The organism is Vibrio sp. E150_011, assembly GCF_053544015.1.
In genome coordinates, this window is the sequence record NZ_JBHFOL010000004.1 from 317,364 (window position 1) to 338,248 (window position 20,885).

Genomic DNA, 20,885 nt, shown 5'->3' on the forward strand with positions numbered 1-20,885 from the left:
CGTTTTATACTCTAGCGAACGAACCGTTCCAGCTAACAAGTTCACCGTCGATCGTGAGCTCGTGACGCTCATTTTGCGCCGCTTCGTCTTTGTTGCTAATAGCAAAGCGGTATTGGTTACCACTTGTCGTATTGATTTCAATCACCGTTGCATCGTCGTTATTCGCCAAAGTCTTCACAGACTCGACCAAACCACGAGCGCCTACTGATGCTTCAATTTCTTCATTGAAGTAACCGTGAGTCTCTAATACAGAAGCAAACACATGGTCTTGACCTGATTGACGAAGAATCAATGCAGGCTCACTGCGTAGGTTGAAATCTGGATCATTCGCACCAGTGCGAGTGAAGAAGACTTCTGAGCCTTTGTTTGCCGTAGTCACTAGGCTGTAGTAGCTAGAGCCGTGTAGCCAAGAGACCAACGAGCTACCTTCAACCTGACCAGAACCTAGGTTCCATAGGTGTTGATAACCAAATTTCTCGCCCATTGGACGTAGCGTTGATTCCGCTTTGTAGTCAAAGTCAGTACGCATAATCTGACCAGAATAATGAACTGGTAGATCATAAGAGTGTTCTTTATCTGCTTTGATGCGGTAAACATCAATGACTAGTGGCTTTTCAAATTCTTCGATATCAGCCAGCAATACTGAACGCTGCATGTCAGTACCGGCATAGTACTCACTGATTTTACCACTCATACCTTGCAGTTTTGCATCATCTGTTTTAAAGAAATGCTTCGCACCGAAACGACTTTCTGCAATTGCAGTGTTAAATTCGTTCTGTGTCTCTTGATCAACCGTTACGGTGTTATGAGCGACAGTTTGCTTACAGTAAGTCTTGTTCTCTGGGATGTAACGACCACCAAACTTAGGCTCGATGTTTACCCAACGACCAAAACCGTAGTCATGTAAGACTTCTTGACCACGGTTGAATACGCTTAGGTGAAGCCCATCATAATGACCGTGATCAAGAGCAGAGTGATACTGGTGATCAGAGCCGTGTTGACCAAACCAAAGCAAAGCCATCGTATCATCATCTTGAGCGTCACGGTGACGGAGAATTGTAAGCCCGCCTTTCTCGCCTTTTGGTCCATCTGTTACGTACAAGCTGCCCCAGTTAAATGGTTTAATTTCTGTCGCGTTTGCTACCGCATTTGACAAGGTTGCGCCGGATGCATGAACCCAAACATTCTGTTGGTGATTTGCCATGCTCAACAGCGTTTCGTTCTGCTCATAACGGTGGTAACAAACACTTGTTGCCATGATAACGCCTTCATCATTGATGCTGATCGTCTTAGACGAATCATTCAATGCAGGCAATGTGCCATCAGGGAACGCTGTAGAGAATACCGCGTAAGATGTTGTCTTAATTACAGAGTCATTAAATTCGTAGATGCCAATTTCCGGCTGACGGCGCTCAATCGCTTCTGCAAACAAGTAAATTGGACGCAATGAGAAGCGGTGGTAATACGGGCCTTCCATGTAATAACCATCTGGCGAAAACAATTGATCTAATTGTGCAAGGAAACCGCCGCTCACCTTGTCTAGTTTCAGGCCATAGAGTGCTTTGTCTACTGACTCTTGATCATTGATGGCGTAGCCACAAATACCAACAGCCGCCACAGCCCAAAGGCCGTGGTTATGAACGATGTCGAAGTCGTGGCCGTAAGTCACAACAAACAGATCGATCATCTGCTTAAACAAATCGGTTTCGATCAGGTGCTTTTGATCATCAGAAAGCGTGTGATAAACACAGCTATATGCACATGATGCGTACAGCATCCACATGTTTTCGTTTAGCGTCTGGTGGAAAATCTTACCAGGAGGGTTAGTATCACGGCTGGTGTTACTTTCTAGCGTCGGGTAAACCTTCGCGTAAGCCGTCAACATATCTACGATATAATCGCGGTACTTTGTTTGTTCCGTAATAAGAAACAAGCGACCCGCTAAATCGATATGAATGTAGTTTTGCTTGTGACGGTTATGCTCATAACCGCCGCCTTCGCCGTGTCCCGGAACTTCGATACCAACCTGCGCAATATAAGCATCAACTTGTGCGATATCACGCGCTAAAGCGTTGCCTAGTAATGTGTCCTTACCGAGATCTTTACGAAGCTCTCCTGCTTCGTCGAAGTTTAGTAATAGTGGTTGGTAACTCATATTAGTGTCTCCTGCTCAACTGCAAAGTAGCCTGCCCATGAATAAGACTTGCCGGCAAGCGCCACAGAGTGCTCTGTGTTCTTATCCGCATCTGGGTTATTGCTGACCATTAGCGTGAAGCGTTTTGTTTCTGTTTCAAATGTAATGACTGAGCCTTCATCAGAATGACCAATCACCTTAATATTGTTGATAACACCGCGTGCATTGACTGACTGTTCAAATTCTTCGTTAAAATAGCCGTGTGTCTCTAACACAGAGGCAAACAAAGTGCTTTCGCCCTTTGAGCGAAGAATGAAACTCGGTACGCTGCGTAGGTTGAAACTCGGATCGTTCGCACCAGTGCGAGTAAAGATCACTTTACCGTTATCGTTTGAGCTTGTGCCTGACCAAGTGTAATACGAGTTATTCTGTACCCAGCTAACCAACGCCGTATCATTCGCTTCACCTTCAGCCACATTCCATAAATGGTTGTAACCTAGGTTGTCACTCAGCGTATTAAGTTCTTTGTGCGCTTGATACTCGAAATTGGTACGAATGATTTGGCCATCGTACTGGTGTGAATAATCGTATTGATGCTCACCTTCTCCGGCAATGCGGAACAAATCGATAAGCAATGGTGCTTCAAATTCGTCGTGTTTAAACAAGAACACGCTGCGTTGCTGCTTCATGCCATCGTAGTGGCCATTCGCATACGCACTCATGCCCGAGATCTGAGCATTATCTGTTTCAAAGAAGTGTGGAATACCGTGTACGCTGTCTGCACGCTCTACATCAAAGTAGTTCTGACATGTTTCATCCATCGTTACTGCATTGTGAGCAATCGTTTGACGAGCGTAAGTCTTGTTTTCATCTAAGTATCGACCACCAAACTTTGGCTCGACGTTTACCCAGCGTGCAAAACCATATTCACGAAGTACTTCGTCACCACGGTTAAAGTAGGAAATGCCTAGCGTGTCGAAGTTTCCATGCCCCATGCCATGCTGGCCGTAGTTCATCACTAGTTGGAAGACATCTTTGTTGTCATCTTGAACACGAATAAAACCTTGAGCACCACGGTCACCGTTAGGGCCTTCATTCAGCTCAACGCTTGGCCAGAAAGGCATGTCTAGGTCGTTGGCTTTCTCAAACGCACGAGACAACACTAGGCCACATTCATGCATCCATACTGAATCTTGAATCTTAGCCATACCAAGTAGATTATCATCAATACCATAATGTTTTGCGTATTGGCTGACCGCCACTTGAACACCTAAATCGCGGATACCCATTGTACGAGAAGCATCATTTAATGCTGGGAACTCGCCATTCGGATAAGCCGTAGAAAGCATCGCTTGAACAGTATTGCCAATCACACCATCTTTATAATTGAAGATATCGATTTCAGGCATATGGCGATCAAGGATTTCTGCAAATACACAGGTTGGGCGAATAGCATAGCGGTGGTAATACGGACCTTCGATGTAATAACCTGATGGTGCAAACAATTGTGATACTTGTGCTAAAAAGCCGCCAGTATTGTTGTTCTCAAGCCCAAACACTGACATCTCTAAGTATTCACGCTTGTTGATCGCCAAGCCGCATGTACCGACAGCGGCTACTGCCCAAATGCCATGGTTATGAATACGATCAAAATCATGACCATATTTCACGGTGAACATCTCAAGCATTGGATCAAAGATACGGTCAATCACCGTTTGGCGCTCTTCTTCTGACATGGTTGAAGCCACACAAGAATAGGCAATACTGGTGTATAATAGCCAAACGTGTTCGTTTAAAATCTGGTGGAAAAGACGACCTGTTGGGTTGGTGTTTTTCTGAACATGGAAGTCAAAGGTGAGGTAACGTTCTGCGTACAATGCCAAAAGATCACGCACAAATTTAGCGTAGTGCGCTTCGCCTGTAATTAAGAAGAGACGGCCTGCAAGGTGCATATGGATATAGTTTTGCTTATTGCGATTGTGTTCATAACCGCCCGCTTCACCGTGTCCTGGCACTTCAAGTGGCAGCTTCATGAATGCTTCAGCATCCTTGATATTTTTTGCAATAGCTTTACCCATTAAGGTATCGCGACCAATCTCTTTTCTTAGCTCAGCGATTTCATCTTCACCCAGCAAAATGGGTTGAACCAATGTAGACATGTTTACCCTCGACTCTCAATGCAGCAATAATTTACCATATAAAGTAATACAATATGCCTTATTGTCATACAAAAAAGTGGTGGAAAGTGGACTTTAATCACAATTAACTTTCATACAATTGCGGTTTAAACACATTGTGTTTTACTTAAAACCCTATTAACAACGTAGTTTTGTGGTGTTAAGCAATTATAAATTGATCACAATCACAAAGCTGTAAACTTATTGTATGACAATTTGAATTATACCTTTATGATACTTGCAACGTAATTAAGAGTACACAATGACTGTAGTCTGGGAGGCTGTTAGTGCACACTTTTTTCTCCGCCGACGAACACCCGTGGGAACAGGTTGAACAAGGCATCAAGCGAAAAGTAGTTGGTTTTACCGACGACTTAATGGCGGCACATTTGTGCTTTGATATGGGTGCACACAGTGCACTGCATCAACATTATATCCACGACCAAATTGCTTATGTGGTCAGTGGTCGTTTTGATGCCGTCGTTGATGGCGAGGAACGTGAACTAAAAGCGGGCGATGCCTTTATGGTAAAAAGACTGCTACGTCATGGAGTGACCGCGCTGGAACAAGACAGTGTGATACTCGATATTTTTTCTCCTTCGCGTGAAGACTTTCTTGGTTGATCGCTCCAAAGTGGATGACAAATTAATGAATCAGTACAAAATCGCAATCATTGGCGAGTGTATGGTAGAGCTACAACGTAAAGGTGAGCTGCTAAAACAATCTTTTGGCGGTGACACACTCAACACTGCGCTATACCTTTCTCGCCTCACTCAGCAACACAACCTCACTGTTAGCTACATTACTGCACTTGGTAACGACCCTTTTTCAAATGAGATGATGGCGACGTGGCAAAGCGAAGGCATTGATACCAGCCTTATTCTTAAGCTTGATGACAAAATGCCAGGTCTTTATCACATCGAAACTGATGATACCGGTGAGCGCACCTTCTTTTACTGGCGCAGCGATGCAGCCGCTAAATTCGTATTCGACCAACCAGAGTCAGCAGCACTGATTGAATCTTTGCTAGAATACGATGCGGTATACCTAAGTGGCATCACACTAGCGATTCTGACACAATCAGGTCGCGATACTTTGTTTAACTTCCTTAAAGCGTTTAAAGAAAAAGGCGGACACGTCTTCTTCGACAATAACTTCCGTCCAAAACTTTGGGCCGACAGACAACAAGCGATCACAAATTATACTGCGATGCTTGAACTCACCAGTACCGCGTTGCTTACATTTGAAGATGATCAAGCGCTATTTGGTGATATGTTCGTTGAACAGTGTATTGAACGTACTAGCGAAGCCGGCGTTTCTGAGATTGCAATTAAGCGTGGTGCTAAAGACTGCCTCGTTGTTGCTGAAGGCCAAGCCAACTATGTTGCTCCTAAGCCTGTAAACAACGTGCTCGATACGACTGCAGCGGGTGATTCATTCAGCGCGGGTTATCTTGCAAAGCGTCTGACTGGTGGTACTGCGTTACAAGCTGCTGCAACGGGTCATAAAGTCGCCGGTGCGGTTATCCAGCACCAAGGCGCGATCATTCCTAAAGAAGCTACACCAACAATCGATTAGTAGGACAAATAACATGACAACATTGAACGACAAGCTAGCAAGCCTAAAAGTAATTCCTGTCATTGCAATCAACAAAGTTGAAGATGCGATCCCACTGGGTAAAGCGTTGGTTGACAACGGCATGCCTTGTGCTGAAATCACACTACGTACTGAGTGTGCAATTGAAGCCATTCGCGTAATGCGTAAAGAGTTCCCAGACATGCTAATCGGTTCTGGTACGGTACTAACTAACGAGCAGGTTGACGCGTCAATCGAAGCTGGTGTTGATTTCATCGTAAGCCCAGGTTTTAATCCTCGCACGGTTCAATACTGCATCGACAAAGGTGTTGCTATCGTACCCGGCGTAAACAACCCAAGCCTTGTAGAGCAAGCAATGGAAATGGGTCTGCGCACGTTGAAGTTCTTCCCTGCAGAACCATCAGGTGGTGTTGGCATGCTAAAAGCACTGACAGCCGTTTACCCAGTAAACTTCATGCCTACCGGCGGTGTAAGTCTTACGAACGTAGACGAGTACCTATCGATTCCTTCTGTTCTTGCATGTGGTGGCACTTGGATGGTTCCAACTAAACTCATGGACGAAGGTCGTTGGGAAGAGTTAGGCCAACTAGTAAAAGATGCCGTTGCACACGTAAACTAATTGAAATCTGCTGTTACAAACTAAAGCGAGCCGAGTGCTCGCTTTTTTTTTACCTACGAAATTAACATGTTCTACATCACATAAATGCTATATTGTCATACAATAAGCCCAGCGAATTGCTATTATCATACTCAGTATGAATGATATAAAAAGGCTGAATCATGACTATTGATACTCTTGTAGTACTCGCCTACTTCTTTTTCTTAATCGCAATTGGTTGGATGTTCCGTAAGTTCACCACTTCCACGAGTGATTATTTTAGAGGGGGCGGCAAAATGTTGTGGTGGATGGTTGGTGCAACCGCCTTCATGACACAGTTTTCAGCATGGACGTTTACGGGAGCCGCAGGACGCGCTTTCAGCGATGGTTTCGTCGTTGTTATCCTATTCTTAGCCAACGCGTTTGGTTATTTCATGAACTATATGTATTTCGCTCCGAAATTCCGTCAGCTCCGAGTAGTGACGGCAATCGAAGCAATACGTCAGCGTTTTGGTAAAACGTCTGAGCAGTTCTTCACTTGGGCAGGCATGCCAGACAGCTTAATCTCTGCAGGTATCTGGCTAAACGGCCTTGCTATCTTCGTAGCCGCTGTTTTTGATATTCCAATGGAAGCGACCATTATCGTTACCGGCTTAGTATTAATGCTAATGTCTGTAACTGGCGGTTCTTGGGCGGTTGTAGCGTCTGACTTCATGCAAATGCTTGTTATCATGGCGGTCACCATCACGTGTGCTGTTGCGGCATACTTCCACGGTGGTGGTATCGGCAATATCGTTGATAACTTCCAAGGTGATTTCTACGTTGGTAATAACCTAAACTACATGAGTATCTTTGTGCTTTGGGTTGTGTTCATCTTCATCAAACAATTTGGTGTAATGAATAACAGCATCAACGCTTATCGTTACCTTTGTGCTAAAGACAGTGAGAACGCACGTAAAGCAGCAGGTCTTGCTTGTGTGCTAATGGTTGTCGGTCCACTAATCTGGTTCCTACCAGCATGGTATGTTAGTGCATTTATGCCAGACTTCGCAGAGCAATACGGTTCTGTGGGTGCAGATGCAGCTTACCTAGCGTTTGTGCAAAACATCATGCCTGCAGGTATGGTTGGCTTGCTAATGTCTGCGATGTTCGCGGCTACGATGTCATCTATGGATTCAGGCTTGAACCGTAACGCTGGTATCTTTGTAATGAACTTCTACAGCCCGATAGTGCGTCCAAACGCCTCTCAAAAAGAGCTTGTAGTGGTCAGTAAGCTAACAACGGTTGTCATGGCGCTTCTTGTTATCGCTATTGGCCTGTTCATTAACTCATTACGTCACCTAAGCTTGTTCGACATCGTTCTTAACGTGGGCGCACTTATTGGCTTCCCAATGCTTATCCCTGTGCTACTAGGTATGTGGATTCGTAAAACTCCAGATTGGGCTGGCTGGGTTACACTGATTGTGGGTGGTGTGGTTTCTTGGGTATTCGGTATCTCTCTACAAGCAGAGCATATTGAGAACTTCTTCAACCTAGACCACGCTCTAACCGGTCGTGAATGGTCTGATTTGAAAGTAGCGCTGAGCTTATGTGCACACGTTGTGTTTACAGGTGGTTTCTTCATTGCAACAACGCTTGCTTACAAAGGTCGCACTCCTGAACGTGAAGCTGAAGTTGAGAAGTTATTCGAGAACTGGAACACACCAGTTATCGCGGAGTCTGAAGAGCAACAGAACCTAGATACTAAGCAACGTTCAATGCTTGGTAAGCTAATCAGTACTGCTGGTTTCGGTATCTTAGCGATGGCTCTGATTCCAAATGAACCAACAGGCCGTCTATTGTTCTTGTTATGTGGTTCAATTGTTCTAGTCGTAGGTATCTTGCTGATGAATGCAGCAAAATCTAACGGCAACGACAAGCTCCAAGCAAGCAGCTAATATCAGTTCACACGGTTAACACCGGTTTGCAGTAGCAATACCGGTTTACCGGTCACACAATGTGACACTGAGTTGATTGTATCCTTAGCCCCGTTTTTACGGGGCTTTGTTGTTTTTTGTCACCTCGAAATACCACCTTTACAATTATCCCTCTTTTGGCTCTATGCCTCTTCGCCCTTTCTTATGTGCACACGTTTGATGACGACTTTGTGGTCTCGATGATAAGCTGTTTTAACCACTGATGTGCCACACTCGACGCTGTCCGTTTATGTTCGATAAGGTAGAGCGTAATGCGCATCGCCTCAACATCATCAATAGCAAATACCGGAACAAGCTTGTTCGCAACGCACTCTAGTTGTGAGAGCTGATGTGAAGAAGCTAGGACGCATGTTGTCTCTTGCATCACTTCAACGAGTGTCATTAGCTGCCCACTTCGAAAGGCCACATCACGGCGATACCCCACTTTCGACAGGTAATCATCAATGGGGTTTTGGACACTAAATCCTGAGCGTATATCCAACGTCAGATCGACAAAACGGTAGGCCAAGCAGTCTTCTAACGTGACCATACTCTGCAGGGCTAATGGATGTGACACCGCCGTATAAAACACAGGGTACGTGTGGCCAATAACCGTGCTTGGCAATTCTTCATGATCATTGGGCTGGGTAATATGAATAGAGAAATCGACTTTTCTTTCGATAAGCTGTTGTCCGGGATCTTTGCTTATGGGGTATTCCAACAAACTGGCTCGCGGGGCTTGTGTGATAAAAGCTTTAGCCAATGGCACAGACAACCATTGACTCATTAACGGTGGCAAAGAGAGCGTAAAACTCTGTTCGCAGGTTTTAGGATCAAATGCGGTTTGAGCAATCAGGCTTTGCACCGACCGTAGCATTGCATCTAATGGTTCTTCAAGTTCGAGCGCCTTTTGAGTTGGAACCAGACCGGCGGATTCACGATAAAATAGCGGATCATCAAACAAGGTCCGGAGACGGCCCAGCGTTCGGCTCATCGCCGGTTGTGATAAATACAGCGCTTGGGCTGCTTTCGTCACGTTTTTTTCTTTGAGCAACACGCTCAAAGACACTAATAAATTCAGATCGAGCCGTGATAGTTGTTGCTCTAAAGAAACCATGTGATATGCACCTTAAGTATACTTCATTTAATTTAGTATAACTTTGAAGCATGCATGTTCAAGTCAATGGCGCACTATTGAGGTAAAGACTCTGTCTCCAGTGATATAATTTTCGTGCATATTAGAAATAGAAAGTATTCATTTCTAATCATATCTCTTCTGCCCTATTCTTTTGGTATCCACTGACTTTAACAGTGAACAACCTAAAAGGGCTCAATATGAATAGTGCTAATCAGATGAATGTGTTTTCAAAAACTGGTGCGTGGAATGTCATGAAAGGCGCAACACTCGCTATGCTTACCTTAAATGCTTCTGTTGCTTTAGCGGAACCGGTTGACTCACTTCAAGCATTTATGAGCGATACGGGTGAAACGGTCACCACGGCGAGTTACCCAACGGCAGAAACCGCCCATCAGATGCTAAAAAATCAAGATGCGGTGGGCGTAAACCAGTTTTTACATAAACGACAACTCACGCCTACTGATCAGCAACCCGTTGTTCGAATGAACCGCGATACGTATTATTCGATGGCTGTGGTGGATGTCTCTGGAGGCGCTACGGTCACTATGCCTAACGTGCCCGAAGGCAAATACATTTCCGTTCAACCCGTGACCGAAGACCATCGTATTCAACCTATGTTTTATGGATCGGGCACCTTTGAACTCTCAACACACGCTGGTAATCATGTGTACCTGGTGGTTCGATTAGACTCAACGTTTACTGAAGCTGAAGCGGCGAAATATCAAGACCAGATGACAATCACTGCTACTAACAACCAAGCATTCATGGCAGAACCCGTCGACACCGCCTCGTTTAAGAACATCGAAAGTGAGCTGAAAGCAAAAATGCCAGCCATCTCTCAACGTGATGGTAGTCATGCACTATTAGGTATGTTTACCGCACCAACCGATGATTCACAGCAAGATTTTACCCAAGAAAAATATGAAGTGGGTGCAGCCGTTGGCTGGGGTGGAGCGCAGGCCGTTGATAATATTTATGAAATATCAAAAAACTTCCCTGATAATGTTTGCCACCAAGCGACGTTTAACGATCCCAATAACCACGCATTTTGGTCTATCACGGTTTACAACAAAGCTGGCTTTATGTTCAACGATTTAGCGAACTACAGTTCTAATACCGCGACACCAAATGCTGATGGTACCTACACGATTAGTTTTGGTTGTGGCGACGCTGCGCCCAATAACATTCAAACAAAGAACGACTCAGGGGAGTTTAACATCGGCATTCGTCATTATCAGCCAAGTGACGCCGTGCTTAAAGATAACGTACGCTTGCTGCCAACGATGAAAGCTGTCCAGTAAGGCATATAAGTTAAGGCAAGGCTCGTAAGTAAACAACACGTTCAATCGCTATCAGTGATGACACAACCCGTCACCCAAGATGACGTTCTTGGGTGACGCCTGCAGATGACAGGTTATGTATTATTTCAGGCATCTCGCTCTGCACACTCGCGATCGAATATCATGCAACATCAGCGTTTCAGTCGATGCTGTACAAACTCTATAAATGTACTTAACCGTTTTGAGCGACTGACCAGTGACGGATACAGTAAATACATATCGTTTTCTATATCAGTTTGGGCACTCAACACGGGTTGAAGTGTGCCAGCGTCCACCTCTTTGGCTACAAAATAATCGGGGGTATAAATCAACCCCTTCCCCTCAAGTGCCAGTGATTTAAGCACGGTATTCTCTTGGGTAAAGAGCCAGCCCTTTATCGGATAACGGCCTTGTTTGAACCCCCACTCCGTGATGCCGTTTCCGGTAAGGCAATTGTGATTGATGAGTTGATTAGGATGAATAAGCGGCTCGTGCATAGAAAGATAACCTGTTGTAGCAGTGACTATTTTTTTATAACTGAACAGTTTACGAGCAACCATATTTTCAGGTGGCGCTTGTGTGGCACGAAAAGCCACATCAAAATTATCTTTGACCAAGTCATGGCTTTGATAACTGCATTCAATCTCAAATTGCACTTGTGGGTGCCGCTCATTAAAGCGCGCACATAAATCAGTCAACTTCGACTGCGTAAACTGCAACGGAGCAGTGATACGAATGATCCCTTCCAGTGCTTCATTTTCGTAATCGGCTTGTCTTTCAAGATCAAGCAACGTCATCTGGATCGACTCCATACCAGCCAGCACACGTTCACCTTGCAAGGTCAGGCGAAGGCTTCGCGTCGAGCGAATCATCAATGTGTAACCCAAGTCCTTCTCAAGCTGCTTAATCTGCGTTGACAAGTAACCTTTTGACATTTCAAGCGTTTCCGCTGCTTTGGTAAAGCTCCGTTGTTTCGCCACTTCCGAATACAACATCAAACGCTCAATTTTCTTATGTTGCATTGCTCTTTCTCTCTTCGTTATTCATTGTTTGTTATACCAAACAATGAATTCTATTGGCGATGTTTTTGTAAACAATAGATTCAGGCATGCTGGGTTCATCAAACATTTATTTGGATAACATGAATTATGACGATATCAACACACCAGCAGTCTTCATTGATTTATGGCTGTATGGGGTTAGGCGGTGGCTGGGACAATAGCACTCTTTCCGCCGCGCATGTGCAACAAGCTCACGAGGTTATCGACGCAGCACTCGATGCGAATATACGGACTTTTGATCATGCCGATATCTACACACTAGGCAAAGCAGAGCAAGCCTTTGGCCAGGTTCTTTCACAAAGGCCGCAGTTAAAAGACCTCATCACACTTCAGTCAAAGTGTGCGATTCGATTCGCCGATCAACACGGTCCTAATCGCTATGATTTCTCTAAAAAATGGATTATTGACGCTGTTGACAACATCTTAACTCGACTGGGAATAGAGCAACTCGACACGCTACTACTTCATCGACCCGATCCCTTGATGGTCCCCGATGAGGTTGCTGACGCGGTCGAATATCTACAAAGCAGTGGAAAGATTGCCCACCTTGGGGTGTCCAATATGAATGTCCATCAAATCCGCTTTTTGCAGTCGGCATTAAATACCCCGATCGTCTGCTCACAATTGGAGATGAGTCTAACGCAACTCAATTGGCTAGAGGAAAGCATCACCCCATTTGCCAGCTCAGCGTTAGGGACGCTCGAGTATTGCCAAATGAAGCAAATATCCTTGCAAGCATGGGGAAGTCTTAGCCAGGGGCTATTTTCTGGGCGCGACGTATCACAGCAGCCTGACAATATTAGAAACACCGCCAATGTCGTCGCTTCACTAGCCCAGCGCCATGAGGCGTCTAAAGAAGCCATCGTACTGGCTTGGTTAATGCGTCATCCCGCTAATATTCAACCGGTCATTGGCACCACAAATCCACAACGTATCCTTGCTTGTGGTCATGCCAGTGATATCAAGCTGAGCAGAGAAGAGTGGTATCTGCTCTATGAAAGTGCTCGAGGCCATGCCGTCCCTTAATAAAAGGAGCGCTCGCAAATCTATGTCAAACTCAATAATAGCGATGTCATGCCTAGCAACGAACTCAAAAAAGGCAGGAGGATGGGTAGTTGAATTCGCGGGTGATCCTTCTCTTATATTTTGACTCATTTTAGAAAAGAGAACTTCGTTTGTGACACTTTGAACATCTAGGCTGAGCCGTTTCTCAGTGCCGACTTTGTGCGTCCGTCTCAGTTTACCATGCGGTCATGTATGTCTTCCCATTTTCATCGTCTATCACAAGCTTATGTTCCTCGTATCGCTGAACATCTATGCCGATGAAATTGCCACCCTACGTCAGTCATCAAAGAAGCAATAAAATGGTGTAATTAACATCCTCAACGGTAAGCGAGCCAATATGAACATTATCGCTTACCATTCATTACCCCTCTCGAGAAAACAAAAAATAAGCTTTATTATCAACGCATTAAACACAAAAACCTCATACATGAAAAATATACTCAGCAAAAAACTGAAAAAATAATTTTAAAACCAATAAAATAATACTTTACATACACTGAGGGTCGGGTATTATTCGTCTCGCTCTGTTGTACAGAGTTATTAATGAAACATCAAGTGAAAGTAAAGCCTTAGTATGCCATCGTTAGTGTTGTTATTCTCAGTGTTTCCCTTGCTTCATCGTAACATTAAATAATTCGAGCTATCAGCGCATCGCAATTTAGCGATAACTTTATAAAATTTAATATATTAAGGGGCTCTCATGTCTAACAAAACTACTGGCATCGTAAAATGGTTTAACGAAGAGAAAGGTTTCGGTTTCATTACTCAAGACAACGGCGGTGCTGACGTATTCGTTCACTTCCGTGCTATCGCTTCTGAAGGTTTCAAAACTCTTGCTGAAGGCCAAAAAGTGTCTTTTGAAGTAGAGCAAGGCCAAAAAGGCCCACAAGCTGCAAACGTAGTAGCTATCTAAGTTTCAAAAATGGCGCAAGCAGTTTACTGTTTGCGCCACTTTTCCGTTTTACCCCCTCTAAAAAAACAAATTCCCTAGCAAAATACAATTCAAAAAAACCTATCGATGTTTTAGTCGACTTTCAAATACGCCATATTTCCATAATTCTAGATATGCAGTTCACCCATTAACCACCAACGCCCTTAACTGCTCCTCAATCGCTTTGATACAAACATTCACTGACATCGGCACATGTTGAACGAATGGATTTAAAGCATAGATCGTATTTGGTGGTAGCTGATAATCAGGCAGGATCTCAACAAGGCTTGGCTCAACAAAAGGCAAATAGAAATCGGGAATCAGACCAATACCCGCCCCAGATTTTACTAGTGATAGGCAGCTATGGAATGAGTTGGTTAAACAGCGAGCCTCCTGGTGATACTCCTTTTCATCGCCTTGCTGATTTCTAAAGACGTGATGGATCTTCCTTCCTTGCCAACTATTTGAGATATAGTTTAAATCAACCAAATCTGTATCAGACAATATCGACGGTACTCCACATAGTACATCTCTAAACTCCCCTAATCGCCGTTGCTTTAGATTGCTATCTTTTGACTGCCCAACGCGAATCGCGAGGTCAATATTGTGCTCATAAAAATCGAGCTGGTCATCGCTGCTCACTAGTTCAGGTTCAAGCAATGGGTATTGCTGAATCAGGCGACCAATCACAGGAGTAATGAGTGTTTCCATCAAGGCATTCGGCGCGGTAATTCGCACCCTTCCCTGCGGCACCTCTTTTCGTTGTTGGGCTTCAGTCCAAGCAGAGTTAGCAATTTTATTAAGAGATTTACAACGGTAATAAAAGTGCTCTCCAGCTGAAGTAAGTACCTGTCGTCGTGTCGTGCGCTTCAGTAAGGTTAAACCTAATTCAAGCTCCAGAGCCTTCAGATGTTGACTCACCACCGATTTAGAGAGATCGAGAGCGTCTGCAGCACCTGAAATAGAGCCAGCTTCTACGATATGAGCAAAGACTGACATTTGTCTTAATTGATTCATTACTATTGTTCTGTTTAATTAAACATTCCTTTCTAATATAGCTATTTTTCCGCACTAATAATAGCGTTAAGCTACCCCCCGTATTCAGACATCTTATTGAGGAATCACCATGTCAGATAATCAAGTACTCGACGCATGTAAGCAAGGTATTGCACGCTGGAAACAAGCATTCAACACTCAAGATGCGCAAGGATGTGCTGAACAATATAACCAACACTGTGTCATGCAAGCTCGTCCATTTGGCACCTTTGAAGGGAGGGATGCGATTCAAGCTTTCTGGCAAAACATCATGGATCAGGGATTTAAAGACGTGGATTACACGGAAACACAATGGGAAGCCCATGGTGATAATGGCTATGTTCTAACGTCAAAATGGACAATGAACAAGGCTTTTGGTGTTGTCCATAGAGAGCTTTGGGTCGTAGGACAAGATGGCCTTGCTCGCCTAGACAGCGATGATTTTGAAGTACAAGGCGAACGATAATAACAAGTTCATTTCAGACAGTGAATCTCGTATTGTATTACCAGCAAAAGAGTCTCGTTAAACTTTTGCTGGTTCTATCTACCGATCAAACATGCCAACAAGCTCCTCCCCCCACTCCTCAATGACAGTGCGGCTTTCCAGTACTTGATCAACAACATTCGCGTACCCATCAATATCGAGCACTCTGTTCACCTCATTGCTGTATTTCGCGCCAACGACCACCCCTGCACTTACGAGTACTACCGTCACAATCTTAAGCATCATATCCCTATTCACTTCGGTTTATTATCTTTGGTGCACTCCAGCGGTCTAGTGTATAAACCTTTGGCTTAGATGTTAAACAATTGATCAAAATCGAACAAATGTCACATTTACACCGTCAATTCGTGATAAAAATCTCAGTATTGACACTTAACCTTTTAAAAAATAAGGATAAAACTTAAATCAGCACCTCGCTTAATTCCTCTTTGATCCGCCGATTAAGACCAACACTCAAAGCGAATCTACGACTATTTAGACCTAGCAATAAGCAAATTAGGGAACGGTATCATTATGGTGGGAAGTGTTGTATTCATCGCGTTTTATTAGTTGAGACGAACGCAAGCGCGACGATGGATAGCGGTGCTCAGGCGAACGTTTGTGCAACACTTATCAAAAAACCGTGGTAAAGCTTGCGAGCCCCCTGGGTTATTAAGCTTCGAGCGTCTTTATTGTTCATTTTTAAAACCAAAGCAACATTCAATGCTACGTCGCTTTGGTTAATCATCGCTTAGCAATTAAACTATTCTCAGAGCCGTCTTGCTATAACGATTGAGCCCTTGTTGGCAAAAATACTTCCCCCAACATACACCGCACACTCCCGCCTCCGATGGTTTCTATGGTCGAAACATCAAACGCTAACAATTTGCCATGAGTACTTAATTGTTGCCTCTGCGCGGGAGTAAATGCGTTGAACGCCGACTGCGACATCGCAATCACCTTGTTCCCATTCACGGTTTCCAACTGTAAAATATTGCCACAAAACTGGTTCATCTGCTGTTCGCTAATCGTTATCACTTGCTTGGATTTCGCGAGTGACTTAATGACAAACCGTCGCTCATATTCTGGAATGAGGTCCGCGCAAATAACAGCAAAGTGCTCACCAATCGCCATCATTACATTCGTGTGATAAATCGGTTGTCCTGATGGTAACGCAGTCTGAAACGACACCACACGATGATAACCAATACGTTTCGCGTAATCCTCTAAGGCCTCTCTCTCACAGCGTTGAGATAATGCAGCGTAGATCGTTCGATTGACATGATCTTTGACCATGACGCCCGTACTTTCTAAAAAAGCACTCTGCTTGGCATACTTCTCCAGCGAATCCGTAGACACAACAGTTCTTCCCGCCGCTCGCAAATGCTCTATTAAGGCGTCAGGGCGAACCTCATACTGCCTATTTTTGCAGGCCATTGGAAACGTATAGAACACCCCGTCTTGAGTGGTGCTGAACCAGTTATTTGGGAAAACCGCATCCGGCGTCTCTTGATCACCCTGCGGGTAATCAAACTCGACAACTTGCACACCAACCTTACGAAGTGATGCAACCATAGCCATGTACTCACCCATCGCTTGTGCTTTCACCGTGTTGGCGTCTAAAGTTAACGACTGCTGAAATTCGTTATCCTGTGCGGTTTCAGCATTAAAACCAAATTCCTTAGGTGGAACCATGACTACACAGGTTGCGTTTTGTACCGTGTTTAACGGTTGAGACTGACGGTGCCACTTCAGGTTTATAGCGGTTCCTTGATTCATATTGATCCCACTCATCTACTAACTTCATCAACAATTTTTGAATTGTAATTAAAATGTTAATCACAAAATAACTGAATTACAGATTAATTAAGATCATAAAGACCAACTATTACCTTTGTGAGTCAAAATATTCAGCAATATTCACTGAATATCCACAAAACTCAGGAAAAGGTCAGATTTAGGGTGAAGGGGGATAAGTCAAATTAATTATTTTTACGTTAACAAACACTGCCTTATTATTAACAGGTATCGCCTGGTGTTTAACAAAGTTTATGACATCACTTGAGCCATTTGGTCGAAAGCTATACACTTAGTTGCGCGCCCAATGCCACGCTGGTCTGCGTCACCTTCTCTGCGAAACGGAATCTTCACCATGTAAATAGTCAATAAAAACAATCAATAAACATTGCTTATAGGGAGACGTTTTCGATTGCGACCAAAGACGCCTCCTCGCTACTTTAAGAGTGCTCATTCCGCACTGACAACACCTAGGTGAACCATGTTTAAACGCTTTGAATCATTCACAAAAGCCTTCCCAGAACCGGATCCCAATCAACCGCCTGAGGGTATTATTGCTTTTTGCCGACACTTTACTCGTGGCTTTGAAAAGCCATTAATTATTATGGCGCTGCTGAGTACGACCGTCGCCATTATTGAGGTGGCCTTATTTAGCTTCATGGGTAAGCTGGTCGATTTGCTGACAGCCAGTACTCCCGAAACCTTTATGGCAGAAAATGGCTCTACTCTATTTTGGGTTGGACTGGTGATTCTGCTTGTCATGCCTGCACTTATTTTGGTTTATTCGTTACTGACACACCAAACGCTGCTTGGCAACTATCCTATGTCTATTCGTTGGCAAATGCATCGCTATTTGCTCAAGCAAAGCCTGTCCTTTTACCAAGATGATTTTGCCGGTAGAGTCGCCACTAAAGTCATGCAAACCGCATTAGCCGTTCGCGAGACGGTAATGAAGACGGCTGACGTCTTCGTTTATGTCATGGTGTACTTCACCTCTATGCTGTTTATCTTGGCTCAAGCCGACCTTTGGCTCATGCTTCCAATGCTATTTTGGCTGTTCGCTTATATTGGTATTCAGCTTTACTTTGTCCCAAAACTTAAAAAAGTGGCGGCAGAACAAGCAGACTCTCGCTCTTTGATGACCGGCCGTATCGTAGACAGTTACACCAATATATCTACCGTCAAACTCTTCTCTCATAGTAGAAGAGAGACCGAATATGCTAAAGAAGGCATGGATGGATTCCTCGATACCGTACATCGACAAATGCGCTTGGTGACTGGGTTTGATGTTTGTGTGCAACTTGCTAACTACATCCTATTGTTCTCCATTGCGGGTATCTCTATTTATTTGTGGATGGACAGTGCCATCAGTATTGGTGCGATTGCGATTGCTATCAGTTTAGCTTTGCGTATCAATGGCATGTCGATGTGGATCATGTGGGAAGTCGGTGCACTATTTGAGAATATGGGCACCGTCGTTGACGGTATTAAAACCATGTCGAAACCAATTGCAATTCAAGATAAGCCTAACGCAAAGCCGATTGTGGTGGATAAAGGAGGCATCGAATTCGATGATGTCAGTTTCCATTACGGCGAAAATAAAGGCGTCATTAGCAACCTAAACCTTAATATCAAACCGGGTGAAAAAGTAGGATTGGTTGGTCGCTCCGGTGCAGGGAAGTCAACACTTGTAAACCTTCTGCTTCGTTTCCACGACGTCGAGGGCGGCCGAATTCGTATCGATGGTCAAACCATCTCTGACGTCACACAAGATTCGCTGCGCAGCAAGATTGGTATGGTGACGCAAGATACCTCTCTATTGCACCGTTCGATCCGCGATAACATCATGTATGGCAGGCCAGATGCCTCAGACGCGGATCTTTACGCCGCAACGAAGCAAGCCCATGCCGACGAGTTTATCGACACCCTCACGGACCCATTTGGTAATACAGGTTATGATGCACAAGTCGGCGAGCGCGGTGTGAAGCTATCAGGGGGGCAACGCCAACGAGTAGCGATTTCCCGCGTACTATTAAAAAATGCACCGATACTAATCTTGGACGAGGCAACATCCGCTCTCGATTCCGAAGTAGAAGCGGCTATTCAAGAGAGCCTCAACGAACTGATGGAAGGTAAAACCGTGATCGCAATTGCTCACCGATTATCGACCATCGCAGCAATGGATCGCTTAATCGTATTAGATCAAGGACAAGTGCTGGAAGAAGGTACACATCAAGAGTTGATCGCTCAAAAAGGGGTATATGCGCAACTCTGGGCACATCAAACCGGCGGTTTTATTTATGACGAAGATAACGACGGCAACGTCGCATAATCTTTAGCATCAGACCACCAAGAGGTAAACGACCTATAGCTTTTAGTTATCCTCTCCTTTCTGTTTGCCATGTATGCTGGCTTTATACTATGAAGCCAGCAAAATACTATGAAGCCAGCAAATTTCGGTATAAAAGCCACACTATTAGGTAAACCGCACAGCGCCCTCTTGAGATTATGTTACGATGCGCTTACGTTTCCCTGCTGAGTTGATAACAATTTGAACAACAAAGTAAAGTTCTCGTTTGTCGCGCTGGCACTTGGTGCTGGCTTTGTGCTGCCAAATCTTCTCAATAAAGCTCAAGATAACCATGTTGATTTGACTGAGTATTGCATGCTATCGACCAAGATTTGCGAACAGGATGGCGTTAAGATTCAGCTCAGTAAAGACCGAGCCCATCCATTAATACCAGTCCAAGTTCAGGTGTTTTGGCCAGAAGCCGATGCGGAAAGCCTCATGGTTTCCCTGCAAGGCAAAGAAATGGACATGGGCATGGCCAAGTACCAACTAGAAATGATTAAACCCGATGTTTACCAAGGTGAGATTGTGTTACCCGTCTGTACTGAAGACAGTATGACTTGGTATGGCACTATCGAAAATGGGGATAAATCGGTACAAGCCGCGGTTAGGATGACACGATGAATAAAAAATGGATTCTACTACTTATTGGCGCGTTTTCCATTGGGCTAGGAGCTAATCTGTACTTGCAACAACACGACAAAGCACAGAAGCAAGACGACGCCCAACGCCTGCTTGCTGAAACCGACCATGCCATTTTGTTTGGCGAAGATGAGCAGCCCGTGGCCATTTTCGACCAACAAGATCCGCGAACTCGAATCGTTTACTTTGGCTTTACTCGCTGCCCAGATGTCTGTCCGACGTCGCTTGCTATGCTTGCTGGTGCTCTCAACCAAATTGATGACACTGCTAAAGCCAATATTCGTCCGTTATTTATCTCGCTAGACCCAGAACGCGACGCGGCTTCTGCGTCTGCTGAATACGCGCATTATTTTCATCCGATGATTGAGGGTCTATCCGCACCGCTTGAGACGACCAAACCACTTGCTCATCGATATGGCGTCATATTTCGAAAAACCGAACTGGAAGGCTCCAAGCTCGACTACACGCTCGATCACAGTTCGTATTTCTACTTTCTAAAACCAGATGGCACCCTGATTGAAAAGGTGCCGCACACTCTTACTCCTGCTCCTATTATTGAGGCGATTAAAAGGCTGAATAATCAGGGATAGATAACACAACAAA

At 44.5% G+C, this 20,885-nt stretch carries 18 protein-coding genes; 11 read left to right on the forward strand and 7 right to left on the reverse strand.

The genetic code is table 11. The annotated features are described in order from the left end of the window. Positions 1-4: 4 nt before the first annotated feature. Positions 5-2,155 carry a heparinase II/III domain-containing protein gene (locus ACE1OE_RS09780; protein WP_449210896.1) on the reverse strand — a complete coding sequence of 717 codons (2,151 nt, stop codon included), beginning with the start codon at positions 2,153-2,155 and terminating at the stop codon, positions 5-7. Next, on the reverse strand, positions 2,152-4,293 hold the full coding sequence (locus tag ACE1OE_RS09785) for a heparinase II/III domain-containing protein (protein WP_449210897.1): 2,142 nt from the start codon (positions 4,291-4,293) through the stop codon (positions 2,152-2,154). Before ACE1OE_RS09785 ends, ACE1OE_RS09780 begins: the two co-directional genes overlap by 4 nt. 305 nt (positions 4,294-4,598) lie before the next feature. Here ACE1OE_RS09785 and ACE1OE_RS09790 point away from each other — a divergent pair, with 305 nt between their 5' ends. The 4 genes from ACE1OE_RS09790 to ACE1OE_RS09805 all read left to right on the forward strand — a co-directional run bounded on the left by ACE1OE_RS09790 (position 4,599) and on the right by ACE1OE_RS09805 (position 8,442). After that, on the forward strand, positions 4,599-4,934 hold the full coding sequence (locus tag ACE1OE_RS09790; protein WP_102468116.1) for a cupin domain-containing protein: 336 nt from the start codon (positions 4,599-4,601) through the stop codon (positions 4,932-4,934). A gap of 25 nt (positions 4,935-4,959) precedes the next feature. Next, positions 4,960-5,889 (forward strand): 2-dehydro-3-deoxygluconokinase, encoded by a 930-nt coding sequence (locus ACE1OE_RS09795; RefSeq protein ID WP_102468117.1) that lies wholly within the window; start codon positions 4,960-4,962, stop codon positions 5,887-5,889. Positions 5,890-5,902: 13 nt separating this feature from the next. Next, on the forward strand, positions 5,903-6,526 hold the full coding sequence (locus tag ACE1OE_RS09800) for a bifunctional 4-hydroxy-2-oxoglutarate aldolase/2-dehydro-3-deoxy-phosphogluconate aldolase (RefSeq protein WP_102468118.1): 624 nt from the start codon (positions 5,903-5,905) through the stop codon (positions 6,524-6,526). A 161-nt stretch (positions 6,527-6,687) separates the two neighbouring features. Further along, a complete protein-coding gene (locus ACE1OE_RS09805; protein ID WP_449210898.1) occupies positions 6,688-8,442 on the forward strand; it encodes a sodium:solute symporter family protein in 1,755 nt (584 codons plus the stop codon). A gap of 181 nt (positions 8,443-8,623) precedes the next feature. On the opposite strand, the gene ACE1OE_RS09810 is transcribed toward ACE1OE_RS09805, so the two are convergent. Further along, entirely contained in the window at positions 8,624-9,577 is a 954-nt protein-coding gene (locus tag ACE1OE_RS09810; RefSeq protein WP_449210899.1) for a LysR family transcriptional regulator, read from the reverse strand. A 272-nt stretch (positions 9,578-9,849) separates the two neighbouring features. On the opposite strand from ACE1OE_RS09810, the gene ACE1OE_RS09815 reads away from it, so the two are divergent. Further along, positions 9,850-10,899, forward strand: a complete 1,050-nt coding sequence (locus ACE1OE_RS09815; RefSeq protein WP_449210919.1) for a DUF1214 domain-containing protein — start codon at positions 9,850-9,852, stop codon at positions 10,897-10,899. A gap of 170 nt (positions 10,900-11,069) precedes the next feature. Here the strand turns inward: ACE1OE_RS09815 and ACE1OE_RS09820 are convergent, their stop codons facing one another. Further along, positions 11,070-11,939 (reverse strand): LysR substrate-binding domain-containing protein, encoded by an 870-nt coding sequence (locus tag ACE1OE_RS09820; protein ID WP_449210900.1) that lies wholly within the window; start codon positions 11,937-11,939, stop codon positions 11,070-11,072. Positions 11,940-12,065: 126 nt separating this feature from the next. Between ACE1OE_RS09820 and ACE1OE_RS09825 the strand changes: the two genes are divergently transcribed. Together ACE1OE_RS09825 and cspE are read left to right on the forward strand one after the other, a co-directional pair. Beyond that, positions 12,066-13,004: an aldo/keto reductase gene (locus tag ACE1OE_RS09825; protein ID WP_449210901.1), complete on the forward strand. Its 939-nt coding sequence runs from the start codon at positions 12,066-12,068 to the stop codon at positions 13,002-13,004. A gap of 739 nt (positions 13,005-13,743) precedes the next feature. After that, positions 13,744-13,956 (forward strand): transcription antiterminator/RNA stability regulator CspE, encoded by a 213-nt coding sequence (gene cspE / locus ACE1OE_RS09830; protein ID WP_102468123.1) that lies wholly within the window; start codon positions 13,744-13,746, stop codon positions 13,954-13,956. A 159-nt stretch (positions 13,957-14,115) separates the two neighbouring features. Here cspE and ACE1OE_RS09835 read toward each other — a convergent pair whose 3' ends face one another. Continuing rightward, positions 14,116-14,991, reverse strand: coding sequence for a LysR family transcriptional regulator (locus tag ACE1OE_RS09835; RefSeq protein ID WP_449210902.1), 876 nt, complete (start codon positions 14,989-14,991; stop codon positions 14,116-14,118). Between the two features lie 109 nt (positions 14,992-15,100). Here ACE1OE_RS09835 and ACE1OE_RS09840 point away from each other — a divergent pair, with 109 nt between their 5' ends. After that, the gene (locus ACE1OE_RS09840) at positions 15,101-15,475 is read left to right on the forward strand and encodes a YybH family protein (protein WP_102468125.1); all 375 of its coding nucleotides are present in this window, start codon (positions 15,101-15,103) and stop codon (positions 15,473-15,475) included. Positions 15,476-15,553: 78 nt separating this feature from the next. Here ACE1OE_RS09840 and ACE1OE_RS09845 read toward each other — a convergent pair whose 3' ends face one another. Both ACE1OE_RS09845 and ACE1OE_RS09850 read right to left on the reverse strand, forming a co-directional pair. Next, positions 15,554-15,739 carry a hypothetical protein gene (locus ACE1OE_RS09845; RefSeq protein WP_102468126.1) on the reverse strand — a complete coding sequence of 62 codons (186 nt, stop codon included), beginning with the start codon at positions 15,737-15,739 and terminating at the stop codon, positions 15,554-15,556. Positions 15,740-16,276: 537 nt separating this feature from the next. Then, on the reverse strand, positions 16,277-17,272 hold the full coding sequence (locus ACE1OE_RS09850) for an arginine deiminase-related protein (protein WP_449210903.1): 996 nt from the start codon (positions 17,270-17,272) through the stop codon (positions 16,277-16,279). A gap of 499 nt (positions 17,273-17,771) precedes the next feature. On the opposite strand from ACE1OE_RS09850, the gene ACE1OE_RS09855 reads away from it, so the two are divergent. The 3 genes from ACE1OE_RS09855 (at position 17,772) to ACE1OE_RS09865 (ending at position 20,872) form a co-directional block, all read left to right on the forward strand. Beyond that, on the forward strand, positions 17,772-19,622 hold the full coding sequence (locus ACE1OE_RS09855) for an ABC transporter ATP-binding protein (protein ID WP_102468127.1): 1,851 nt from the start codon (positions 17,772-17,774) through the stop codon (positions 19,620-19,622). A 219-nt stretch (positions 19,623-19,841) separates the two neighbouring features. Further along, on the forward strand, positions 19,842-20,264 hold the full coding sequence (locus ACE1OE_RS09860) for a hypothetical protein (RefSeq protein WP_449210904.1): 423 nt from the start codon (positions 19,842-19,844) through the stop codon (positions 20,262-20,264). Further along, on the forward strand, positions 20,261-20,872 hold the full coding sequence (locus ACE1OE_RS09865) for an SCO family protein (RefSeq protein ID WP_449210905.1): 612 nt from the start codon (positions 20,261-20,263) through the stop codon (positions 20,870-20,872). Before ACE1OE_RS09860 ends, ACE1OE_RS09865 begins: the two co-directional genes overlap by 4 nt. Positions 20,873-20,885 lie beyond the last annotated feature (13 nt).